At 64.2% G+C, this 9,826-nt stretch carries 10 protein-coding genes and 1 tRNA gene; 3 read left to right on the plus strand and 8 right to left on the minus strand.

The window, feature by feature from the left end; all coding sequences use genetic code 11:
* Positions 1 to 356: 356 nt before the first annotated feature.
* The 4 genes from HMPREF2806_RS07680 to HMPREF2806_RS07695 are packed head-to-tail and all read right to left on the minus strand — an operon-like array spanning position 357 to position 3,463.
* Positions 357 to 1,439, minus strand: a complete 1,083-nt coding sequence (locus HMPREF2806_RS07680; protein WP_232745358.1) for a ThiF family adenylyltransferase — start codon at positions 1,437 to 1,439, stop codon at positions 357 to 359.
* Positions 1,436 to 1,855, minus strand: coding sequence for a molybdenum cofactor biosynthesis protein MoaE (locus HMPREF2806_RS07685; RefSeq protein WP_049157389.1), 420 nt, complete (start codon positions 1,853 to 1,855; stop codon positions 1,436 to 1,438). The genes HMPREF2806_RS07680 and HMPREF2806_RS07685 overlap by 4 nt, the downstream gene beginning before the upstream one ends.
* Positions 1,845 to 2,315 carry a MogA/MoaB family molybdenum cofactor biosynthesis protein gene (locus HMPREF2806_RS07690; RefSeq protein ID WP_070517131.1) on the minus strand — a complete coding sequence of 157 codons (471 nt, stop codon included), beginning with the start codon at positions 2,313 to 2,315 and terminating at the stop codon, positions 1,845 to 1,847. The genes HMPREF2806_RS07685 and HMPREF2806_RS07690 overlap by 11 nt, the downstream gene beginning before the upstream one ends.
* On the minus strand, positions 2,312 to 3,463 hold the full coding sequence (locus HMPREF2806_RS07695; protein WP_070517133.1) for a molybdopterin molybdotransferase MoeA: 1,152 nt from the start codon (positions 3,461 to 3,463) through the stop codon (positions 2,312 to 2,314). Before HMPREF2806_RS07695 ends, HMPREF2806_RS07690 begins: the two co-directional genes overlap by 4 nt.
* 40 nt (positions 3,464 to 3,503) lie before the next feature.
* Here HMPREF2806_RS07695 and HMPREF2806_RS07700 point away from each other — a divergent pair, with 40 nt between their 5' ends.
* On the plus strand, positions 3,504 to 3,758 hold the full coding sequence (locus HMPREF2806_RS07700; RefSeq protein ID WP_010188351.1) for a MoaD/ThiS family protein: 255 nt from the start codon (positions 3,504 to 3,506) through the stop codon (positions 3,756 to 3,758).
* Here HMPREF2806_RS07700 and HMPREF2806_RS07705 read toward each other — a convergent pair.
* Genes HMPREF2806_RS07705 through HMPREF2806_RS07720 form a run of 4 tightly spaced genes read right to left on the minus strand, consistent with a single transcriptional unit; the run spans position 3,755 to position 8,301 of the window.
* Positions 3,755 to 4,126 (minus strand): phage holin family protein, encoded by a 372-nt coding sequence (locus tag HMPREF2806_RS07705; RefSeq protein ID WP_039673133.1) that lies wholly within the window; start codon positions 4,124 to 4,126, stop codon positions 3,755 to 3,757. The two genes, HMPREF2806_RS07700 and HMPREF2806_RS07705, sit on opposite strands and share 4 nt — an antisense overlap.
* Positions 4,127 to 4,147: 21 nt before the next feature.
* A complete protein-coding gene (gene hisC, locus HMPREF2806_RS07710) occupies positions 4,148 to 5,206 on the minus strand; it encodes a histidinol-phosphate transaminase (RefSeq protein WP_070517135.1) in 1,059 nt (352 codons plus the stop codon).
* A 10-nt stretch (positions 5,207 to 5,216) separates the two neighbouring features.
* The gene (locus HMPREF2806_RS07715) at positions 5,217 to 6,890 is read right to left on the minus strand and encodes an alpha-keto acid decarboxylase family protein (RefSeq protein ID WP_070517137.1); all 1,674 of its coding nucleotides are present in this window, start codon (positions 6,888 to 6,890) and stop codon (positions 5,217 to 5,219) included.
* Between the two features lie 13 nt (positions 6,891 to 6,903).
* Positions 6,904 to 8,301: an amino acid permease gene (locus tag HMPREF2806_RS07720; RefSeq protein WP_232745360.1), complete on the minus strand. Its 1,398-nt coding sequence runs from the start codon at positions 8,299 to 8,301 to the stop codon at positions 6,904 to 6,906.
* 113 nt (positions 8,302 to 8,414) lie between these two features.
* Between HMPREF2806_RS07720 and HMPREF2806_RS07725 the strand changes: the two genes are divergently transcribed.
* Positions 8,415 to 9,569: a PucR family transcriptional regulator gene (locus tag HMPREF2806_RS07725; protein WP_070517140.1), complete on the plus strand. Its 1,155-nt coding sequence runs from the start codon at positions 8,415 to 8,417 to the stop codon at positions 9,567 to 9,569.
* Positions 9,570 to 9,614: 45 nt separating this feature from the next.
* Positions 9,615 to 9,703: transfer RNA gene (locus HMPREF2806_RS07730), tRNA-Ser, on the plus strand.
* Positions 9,704 to 9,826: the final 123 nt, after the last annotated feature.

Genomic DNA, 9,826 nt, shown 5'->3' on the forward strand with positions numbered 1-9,826 from the left:
TGGGGGCAAGTAAACCACCTGTGCCTAGGTAGATGGTTCGTTTGGGTGCAAACAAACCCTCTGACCAGAACCATGTGAGGGGAACCCTTTGTGGGGCAAGTAGTACTGACTCTTGGGGCTGATTGGCCGATGAAGGGGGCAAAGATGGTCCCTTCATATTGGTCTCTTCACTTTGGTCCTTTCACTGAGCAAAAGGACCATTTGGGCGCAGAAAACTGGCTGTAAAAGGTCCCTTTGTGGTGAGTAGGGACCAGAGTATGGGGACCAAACTATTGGGACCATGTGGCCAGGGTGATGTCGAGAAGGCGGAGCCGCCGGCTGAGGAGCTAGAAAACCTATCAGCCCGGGGCCGAAAGCTAGTCTGCCACGCCCTGCTCGGCCTCTAGGTCTTCGAGAGAGATGGTCTCCAGATCGCCTCGGTGGGCGGCGTCGGCTTCGGCCTCGAGCTCGGAGATGTGCTCTTGCCAGGCGTCGATGCCGCCGCGCAGCGAGTAGACGTTGCTGAAGCCGCGGGCGCGCAGGGCCTCGACGGCCTGGGCGGAGCGCAGGCCGCTGGCGCAGTAGAGGACGGCGAGGTCGGCGAGGTCTATGGGCGGGTTGTGGCCAGCGAGGATGTTATCGAGCGGGAGATGCTGCGAGCCCGGGATGAGGGAAGTGGCGCGTTCGGGGGCGGTGCGGACGTCGATAAGCGTGGCGTCCTCCGGGATGACGCGGACGTCGGTGGGGTTGTCGGGGCGCGCCGGGGTGGCGCCGTTCGCGCGCACGGGGATGTACTCCCAGGTCCCGGCGAGGGAATCGTAGTAGCCCAGCGTGCCGATGAGCGGGGTGCCGATGCCCGTGAGGAGTTTGAGCGCCTCGACGGCCAGGGCGGAGCCGGCCACGCCGACGACCGGTCCCAGCACGCCGGCCTGCGAGCAGGAGGGCACCTGCGGGTCGGTGGGGAAGAGGTCCTCGTAGACCGGGCCGTGGCCGGAGTGGAAGACGGTGAGCTGCGCGTCGTAGCCCAGAAGCGAGGCCCACACGTGCGGAATGCCCAGCTCATGGGCGGCCCAGGAGGCAAGGTGACGGGAGTAGAAGTTATCGGTTCCGTCGATGATAAGGTCAGCGCCGCGCAGTTGCTCCAGGGCGGTATCGGGCGTGAGGCGTGAGAACTGCTCGACGGTGCACTCCGGGTTGAGGGCGTTTAAGGCTTCGGCGGCGGATTCGGTCTTGGGCTGGCCTACGGTCGCCGTGGTGTGGATGACCTGGCGGTGCAGGTTGGAGAGGGAGACGAGGTCGTCGTCGAAAAGCAGGATGCATCCCACGCCCGCGCCGGCCAGGTAGAGCAGGGCAGGCGAGCCCAGGCCGCCGGCACCGATGACGGCGACGGTGGAAGAGCGAAGCTGTTCCTGTGTGGAGCTTCCCCAGAGGGTTTCCTGGCGTGCGTAGCGTGAACTCATTCCAGGCCTACCCAGGTGGTGGTGTCATCGGTGTGGAGCTGTTCCTTCCAGATGGGGACTTCCGCCTTGACGCGGTCGGCGCAGGTCGACGCCGCTTCGAAGGCGTCCTTGCGGTGCGCGGAGGCGGCGACGACGATGAACGCGGATTCGCCGATTTCTAGTGCTCCAGTCCGGTGCGCGCACCAGAGGCGGACGGCGGGGAAGGCGGCCGCGACCTCGCCGGCGACGCGCTCAATTTCCTGCTGGGCTGAGGGGTGCGCGGTGTAGGTAAGGAGTTTCACACCGCGGCCGGAGTCGTGGTTGCGCACGATGCCGTCGAATAAAACGACAGCACCCGTTTCCGGGGTAGCGATGTCCGGGGCCGTGATGGGCTCGGCGCTGATGTGCGCGCCGAGGAGACCGAAATCAGTGCTCATTGATGCCTTCCAGCTGGTTGATGATGTGGTGAAGAACTGGTTCGAGGACGGCGCAGCCGTCCTTGGCCGCACCCGTGGAGCCGGGCAGGGTCATGGCGAAAGTGGACCCGGTGACTCCGGCAACCGTGCGGGAGAGTGCCGCGGTGGGGATGGCCGCCGAGTGCGCGTAGAAGGCGTGGGCCAGGCCGGGCAGTTCGCGCTCGAGGTGTGGGGTGAGCGCTTCGACGGTCCGATCATCTGGTGTGATGCCGGTGCCGCCGGAGGTGAGGATGACGGAGGGTGCATCGGCAAAAGCGCTGGCCAGGGCGGAGTCAATGTCGGCGTCCGCGACGACGACGGGTTTCGGGGTATCGAAGCCCTGCTCACGCAGGAAGTTCACCAGGATAGGCCCGGAGCGGTCTTCGTACTCACCGGCGGCGGCGCGGGTCGAGGCAACGATAACCAGTGCGCGTCGGGTCATGAGAGCGGGAACACCTCCACGAGGTCGCCGGCTGAAAGCTGCGCGTTCGCCGGGATACGGATAAGGGCGTTGGCACCGATGGCCTGGGACATCAGGTGGGAGCTGGTGCCGCCGAGGAAGGAGGCTTGGGCGGTGCCGTCGGAGATGCTGATAGTTCCACGGCGGAACTGTTCGCGGTTGTTGAGGCCTTCGGCGGGCTCAGTAAGGTGTGCGCGAACCGGCTCCGAGGCATGTCCAAGGACGGGGGCCAAGTAGAGGCGGAAGCTTACCAGCGTGGAGATCGGGTTGCCGGGGAAGCAGACAACGGGGACCTCGCCCAAACGTGACAGGCCCTGCGGGCCGCCGGGCTGCTGCGCCACGTGGCCGAACCAGCCGTCCTCTTCAAAGATTTGACGGATGACCTCGAATTTTCCGTGGGAGATACCGCCGGAGGTCACGATGACATCGGGGCGATGGGTAATGACTGCTTCGGCGAGGTCCGCGCGCAGGGCAGATGGATCGTCATTCGTGCGCACGAATCCGGCTACGTCGATGCCATACTGCGCGGCCAGGGCCGCGAGCATCGGCGCATTGGAATCGGGAATGGTGGCCTCGCCGTCGCCGCCGATTTCCGCGCCACCGGTGCATATGAGGATGCGGGCGGGCGCGTACGTGAGGACCTCGGCCAAGCCTTGGGAGGCGAGGGTGGCGATGGAGGGGGCGTCGAGAAGCGCGTGCTCATTGATGAGGGTTGTGCCGGCCTTGACGTCGGAGCCCGCACGGCGGATGAACTGCTCAGGGGCTGCCGGCACAGTGACCGTGGCGCCCTCTTCCGGGAAGTGCGGGGGCTCGCAGTGCTCGACGGGGACGATGGTGACGGTGCCCTCGGGGATTTTCGCGCCGGTCATGATGGGCAGGGCGGTGCCTTGCTCGAGCGAGCCCGGGGGATCCCCCGCCGCGATAGTGCGGCCGACGGTGAAGGTGCCGCCGTCACATGTGGGAAGCGCATAGCCATCCATCTGCGAATTATCAAAAGGCGGAAGGTCCTGCTCCGCACGGTACGTCGCGGCGGCACGTCGGCTGAAGGCGCTGGTCAGGGGAGTGGACACCACTCGGGGTTGCGGAAGGGCCGCGCGAACGGCGGCGAGGTGTTCCTCATAGGTGCGCATCAGGTTCCTTCCTGTCACGGAGGCTGGCATAGTGGCAGCCATGGTTGACATACACTACTTTGCCGCAGCTCGCGCCGCCGCGGGGCGCGCGCAGGACACAGCGCAGGCAGCGACGCTGGGGGAGTTGCTCGACGTGTTGCGTGCTCGGCATACCGGCAGCACCGAGGCCGGAATGAGCTTCGCGGAGGTGCTGGAGCGCTGCACCTTCCTGGTGGATGGCGCGAGCGCTACCGAGGACGCCGTGCTTGCCGACGCCTCCCGCGTCGACGTCCTCCCACCCTTTGCTGGGGGTTAGTTTCGGCTGCGCAGGGGACTAGTAAAGAAGTTCACCACGCCGGAAACGATCGCGAGAACAATCGCGCCGATGATGGCGGCGCCCCAGCCGTCGATGACGAGTGAGTCCATTAGCGCGCTGACGAGGAGCAGGACCGCGCCGTTAATGACGAGCGCGAACAGGCCCAGTGTCAGGCAGGTCAGCGGGGCGCCGAGAAAGCGGAGCACTGGGGTGACGACCTCATTGACGATGATGAAGACCGCCGCGATGAGCAGGAAATTCTGGGTGCTAGCGGGGACGATGTCGATTCCGGGGACAATCGCCACCACGGCCCAGAAGGCCACCGCGACGGCAATGACGTTGAGTGCAAAATTGATAAATGTCTTCACAACTGCACTCTAACGCGGAAACTACTCCTCTGCAGCGAAGGCAGCGTCCCAGGCTTTAAGCAGGATGTCGGTTTCCTCAGCTGTGGTGACGGAAATGCGCACGCCCTCAGGGAAGGCGCGGACGAGAACGTCATTCTCGGCAAGCTGTGCAGCAACGTCCTGCGGGGAGCCCAGCTTCGCAATGGAGTCGGCGGCGAGCCAGATGTGGTTGGCCTGGGATTCCGGCACACCAAAGTCGGCGAAGTGCTCCACCAGGCGGTCGCGCTGCTCCACGGTCTCGTCGGTGCGCTCACGCAGCTCCTTCTGGGCGGCCAGCGAGGCCACAGCGCCAGCTTGTGCCACCGAGTTCACGGAGAACGGGATGGCCACCTTGCTTAGCGCCTCGATGATCTCGGCGTTGCCGAAGGCATAGCCTAAACGGATGCCGGCCAGGCCATAGGCCTTGGAGAAGGTGCGCAGGCCAATGACGTTGTCGTGAGTGTGGACGTAGTCGGTGGCCAGCGGGACGGCGTCGTTGCGGTTGTACTCGATGTAGGCCTCATCGAGTGCCACGATGACGTCCTTCGGGACCTTGGCCAGGAAGGCGTCGAACTCCTCCTTGGTGATGATGGAGCCGGTGGGGTTATTCGGGTTGCACACGAAGATCAGGCGGGTCTTGTCCGTGATGGCAGCCGCCATGGCCTCCAAGTCCACGCGGTGATCCGCGGTGAGCGGAACCTTGACCGGGGTAGCGCCCACGACCTGCGCGAAGATGGGATAAGCCTCGAAGGAGCGCCACGGGAAGACAATCTCATCACCGGGCACGGAGGTGATCTGCACCAGCTGCTGGCAAATGGCGGAGGACCCCGCACCGGTGGTGACCTGCTCTGGGGTGACACCGAGGTTTTCGGCGAGTGCCTTGCGGATTTCCACTGCACCCATGTCCGGGTAGCGGTTAACGTGCGCGGCAGCAGTCTCCATGGCCTTGAGCGCGCCGGGCAGCGGCTCCTGAGTTGCCTCGTTGGAGGAGAGCTTCAAGGCGTGCTCGGCATTCTTGCCGGGGACGTAGGCGGGCAGGGAGGAAAGGTCTGGTCGAATCATGTTCTCTACCTTAGGCGTTGCGGGGGCCGCGGGGCCCGAAGTCGAAATCAGCGGTCTGGGGGCCGAAGGCCTGGAGTCCCTTCGGTGCATCGAAAGGATCGAGGCGCACCTCGAGGAAGGCGCCGCGCTCCGGGTGGGCGGCGATATCCTCCAGGGCCGTGGCCAGCTCGCCTTCGGTCGATGCCACGTAGGACTCCATCGAGGTGTCCTTCTTGAAGACCTTCGGCAGCGCCGTGTAATCCCACATCTGGATCTCGTTGTACTCGCGCTCCATGCCCAGGATGTAGCGCTCGATGGTGTAGCCATCGTTGTTGACCAGCACGATGATGGGCTTGAGATCCTGGCGCAGGATGGTGGAGAGCTCCTGGGCGGTGAGCTGGAAAGAGCCATCGCCGATGAAGAGGACGTGGCGGCGCTCGGGGTTGGCCAGCTGCGAGCCCAGCACGCAGGGGAGGGTAAAGCCGATGGAACCCCAGATGGTGGAGTTAATGTACTGCACACCCTCGGGCATGCGCTGCTGGCCCAAACCGATATTGGAGGTGCCGGCCTCGGCGATGACCACGTCATCTTCCTGGATGAAGCCGAGCATCTGCGGCCAGATGCGCTCCTGGGTCAGCGGGGCATCCGGGTTCGGCTCGAAGGGCTCGGGCTCGAAAGCCGCGCTTGTCGATGCCCCGGCTTCCGGGATGCGGTCGAGGAGGACGTCGAGAAGCTCCAGCGTATTGATGCCCACGAAGTACTCGCCGTCAGCGTTGAGGTGCTGGTCGCCGAAGTTATAGACGCGGGCATCGGCCAGGTTGTGGGTGAAGGAGCCGGAGTTAACCTCGATGAAGCGCGGGTTCGTGGTGACCAGGAAATCGGATTTTTCGATGCGCTCCTGCACACCCGGGGCCGACGCCGCGCCGTTGTAGGTGCCGATGAAGAGCGGGTGGCGCTCGGACAAGATGGCCTTGCCGGAGGAGAGCTGGGAGTAGGGCAGCTGGGCCTTGTCGATGATGGCGCGGAATTTCTCAGTGAAACCGTGGCGGTTGGTGTCCTGGTCGATGAGGATGATCGGGTCCTTGGCCTTCGCGAGGTGCTCCAGCACGTAGTCCGCAGCGGCGTTCAGGCGCTCGGGATCGGAGGGGGCGAGCTCGGTGGAGAAAGGCTCGTCGGGGACCTCGATGGTCAGGTGAGTGATATCGGAAGGAATCTGGATGTGGACCGGGCGCTTCTCGCGCAGGCAGGTGTGCAGGGCGCGGTCGAATTCCTCGACCACGTTCATGGGGGACACACGCGTGGCTACTTCGGTGAAGGGTGCAAAGGAATCCAGCATGTTGGCAAAGTCGCCGTCGGCAAGCGAGTGGTGCAGGTTCCAGCGGAACTCCGTGGCGTACTGCGGCGGCGCGCCCGCCAGCGACACCAGCGGGACGTGTTCGGCACGTGCACCGGCGATGCCGTTGAGGGCGGAAAGCTCGCCCACGCCATAGGTGGTGAGCAGGCAGCCGACGCCTTTCTGGCGGGCATAGCCATCGGCGGCATAGGCGGCGTTGAGCTCGTTGCAGGCGCCGACGAAGCGGATGCCCTCGGAGGCCTCGATCTGCTCGAGGAAGCTCAGGTTGAAGTCACCGGGCACGCCGATGATTTCAGTAATGCCGATGGCCTTGAGGCGGTCCAGGATGAAATCACCAATGGTGGTCTGCATGAGAGGGTCCTTTCTATTTGTTTCGGGCGTCGTGGCGCTTCTTGCCCAGCCAGATGAGGGCCAAGGTCACAATCCAACAGGGTAGGACAATGGCGCCGGTGCGGTAGTCGGGCAACATGAACATCAAAACGATGACGAGAGCGAAGAAGGCCAAGCACAGGTAGTTGGCGATGGGGTAGAGGGGTGCGCGGAAGGCGGCGTTCGGGCAGCGCTTGCGGAAGTTCAGGTGTGCTACGGCAATGGCGGACCAGGAGATGAGCTCCGCGCCAACAATGATGGCGAGGAGAACAATCAGGATCTTGCCCTCGAAGAGGAAGTTAAGCAGCACAGCCGAGCCCATGAGTAGGGCGTTGAAAAGCAGAGCGCGAACCGGCACGCCCTTGGCGCTGACGGAATTGAAGAAGGGCGGGGCTTGGCCGCCGCGGGAAAGATCCCGCAACATGCGCGCGCCGGAGAAGGTCATGGTGTTGAACACGGAGACGGCGGCAACGAGCACGATGAGGTTGAGGCCCGTGGCCGCGGCACTAATGCCCAAGGTGCTCAGCGCGCGCACGAAGGGCGAGGTGGAGGTATCCAGTTCGTTCCACGGAGCGAGCAGCACGATGATGCCGATGCCGCCGACGTAGAAGATGAGAATGCGCCAGATCACGTTGTTGATGGCCTTGGGCAGGCTCTTGGCGGGATCCTGCGCCTCGCCCGCGGCGGTGCCGATGGAGATGATGCCGCCGAAGGAGAAAATTACGGCGACGAGGGAGAAGAGCACACCGGCGGCACCGTTGGGGAAGAAGCCGCCGTGCTCGGTGATATTGCTCAAGCCGAGGGCGGGCTCCGGGGTAAGGCCGAAGACGATGGCCGCGCCGACGACGATCATGAGGATGAGTGCGACGACCTTGATGAGGGAGAGCCAGAACTCCGCCTCGGCGAAGGCGCCGACGTGCACCAGGTTGATGGCGGTGACGATGACGAGCGCGACGAGGGCGGTGAGCCAGTGCGTGATGCCGGGGAACCAGAAGTCCATGATGGTGCCCGCGGCGGTGAGCTCCACCATGCCGACGACGATGGTGGTAAACCACCAGTTCCAGCCGGTGACAAAGCCGGCAATAGGGCCGATGTACTCGCGGGCGTAGGCGCTGAAGGAGCCGGCGACGGGGTGCTCCACGGCCATCTCACCGAGCATGCGCATGATGAGGAAGATGATGAAGCCGCCGATGGCGTAGGCGGCGATAACGCCGGGACCAGCCTCCTGGATGGAGGCACCGGAGCCCAAGAAGAGGCCCGTGCCGATGCATGAGCCGAAGGCGATCATTTGCAGGTGGCGCGATTTCATGCCGCGCTGCAGGCCGTCGTCTGCACTGGTGTTATCGCTGGCGACAACGTCCTGTGCCCTGACGGAATTGTTGGTTGTGGTCATGTAGACGCCCTTCATGAACGTATATGTGTGACGTGGGTCATTTAGCTGTAGGAGATTATTGCGCAGCACAGTTTTGTTTGTCACTAGACAATATTCGGAAGTATCTTTGACATATGTCAAAAGTGACACCCCCGCAGCTGACGAGCATCCAGGATATCGTCGACGAATGCGCCCAGATCCTGCAGCGCTCCGTCGAGGTGACCACCCCCGCCATCGCGGTGATTGCCGCCAGTGCCCAGATTGGTGCCATCGATAAGAACCGTGCCGCCTCTATTCTGAACCGCACCCCACCCCCGGAGCCGATCCCGTGGATGCTGAGTTTCGGTATTCAAGAGGCGGTTCTGCCGGTTCGCCTGCCCGCCAACCCGGGCTATGACATGCTGCCCCGTGTGGTCATCCCCCTCCGTCATGAGGATCGGCTCGTGGGCTACCTGTGGATTATTGATGAGCCCGCGCTGGGCGATGCCCCCTTGGTCCGCCTCGGTTCTTTAACGGCTCCGCTAGCCAGGCTTATCGACGAACGCGATGCTCCCCTCGCCGCCCGCGCCCAACAGCTCGGCGAGCTGGCCCGCGAGGTGCTCACCGGTGATCCGGCCGCGCTGGCGGGTGCCCGGGAGCGCGATCTCCTGCCCTCCGATGGTGAGCTGACCGTGCATCGCGTGCTGGTGGAAGGCGACCAGCGTGCGGTGGCCGTGGAACTTGCCCGCCCGTTGGTGCGCCGGCCCTTCTTGGTCGCGGATTCCCATGATTCCCTCGTACTCATTGAGTGCCGTCGCGATGACAAGGACACCGAAGCCCTCATGGAGGAGCTGCAGAGTGCCGCGCTTGTCGCCGGCGCTGAGGTGGTGGCGCGTGGCTCGGCGCCGACGGCCCCGCAGGCGCGACTCATGGCGGACGTGGCCAAACTCTGTGGCCAGGATTCGCTGCGCTGGGAGGAGGCGGGCGCGTGGCGGCTGCTGCGCGGGTGGGAGCTGACCCCAGCGACGGTGGTGGAGATGAGCCCGGATGCCGCCGTGCTTCTCGACGACCCCCGCAACTCCTACTGGCACACCCTGCTGACCTGTTTTGAGCATTCCCGCAACGTCTCCGCGACCGCTGCTGCGCTCTACATCCACCGTGCCACGCTGCACTACCGCTTGGACCGCGTCCGCGAGATTCTCGGGCCTGGCGTGCTGGATGATGGCTGGCGCTGCGCGGCTCTCTACGTGGCTCTCAAGCTGCATGCGGCGCTTCAGGGAAAGAATAGGGAAGCCCCATTTTGTCCCTAGGGGAAGCGCTCAGGTAGAGTGATGGACGATTCATTGCGAATCGCTGGAGACGTGCCAGAGCGGCCGAATGGGGCTCCCTGCTAAGGAGTTGACTTACTTGCGTAGGTCCGGAGGTTCAAATCCTCTCGTCTCCGCAAACTACAGAACCCGAGTCATCGTTTTACCGGTGGCTCGGGATTTTACGTTTTCAGTCGCTTCGTATGTCGGCAGCCCGTGAGCAGAGGGCTTAAGGGACATTTCGTGTGGATTTGCGGCGT

Source organism: Corynebacterium sp. HMSC076G08 (assembly GCF_001811515.1).
In the GTDB taxonomy this organism is placed as follows: Bacteria; Actinomycetota; Actinomycetes; order Mycobacteriales; family Mycobacteriaceae; genus Corynebacterium; species Corynebacterium hiratae.

What these genes read in the sequence shown, in the direction of transcription:
- HMPREF2806_RS07725 (WP_070517140.1), top strand. Translation starts at nt 8,415, where the DNA reads ATGTCAAAAGTGACACCCCCGCAGCTGACGAGCATCCAGGATATCGTC.
- hisC (WP_070517135.1), bottom strand. Translation starts at nt 5,206, where the DNA reads ATGATTCGACCAGACCTTTCCTCCCTGCCCGCCTACGTCCCCGGCAAG.
- HMPREF2806_RS07720 (WP_232745360.1), bottom strand. Translation starts at nt 8,301, where the DNA reads ATGACCACAACCAACAATTCCGTCAGGGCACAGGACGTTGTCGCCAGC.
- HMPREF2806_RS07685 (WP_049157389.1), bottom strand. Translation starts at nt 1,855, where the DNA reads ATGAGCACTGATTTCGGTCTCCTCGGCGCGCACATCAGCGCCGAGCCC.
- HMPREF2806_RS07700 (WP_010188351.1), top strand. Translation starts at nt 3,504, where the DNA reads ATGGTTGACATACACTACTTTGCCGCAGCTCGCGCCGCCGCGGGGCGC.
- HMPREF2806_RS07715 (WP_070517137.1), bottom strand. Translation starts at nt 6,890, where the DNA reads ATGCAGACCACCATTGGTGATTTCATCCTGGACCGCCTCAAGGCCATC.
- HMPREF2806_RS07690 (WP_070517131.1), bottom strand. Translation starts at nt 2,315, where the DNA reads ATGACCCGACGCGCACTGGTTATCGTTGCCTCGACCCGCGCCGCCGCC.
- HMPREF2806_RS07695 (WP_070517133.1), bottom strand. Translation starts at nt 3,463, where the DNA reads ATGCGCACCTATGAGGAACACCTCGCCGCCGTTCGCGCGGCCCTTCCG.
- HMPREF2806_RS07680 (WP_232745358.1), bottom strand. Translation starts at nt 1,439, where the DNA reads ATGAGTTCACGCTACGCACGCCAGGAAACCCTCTGGGGAAGCTCCACA.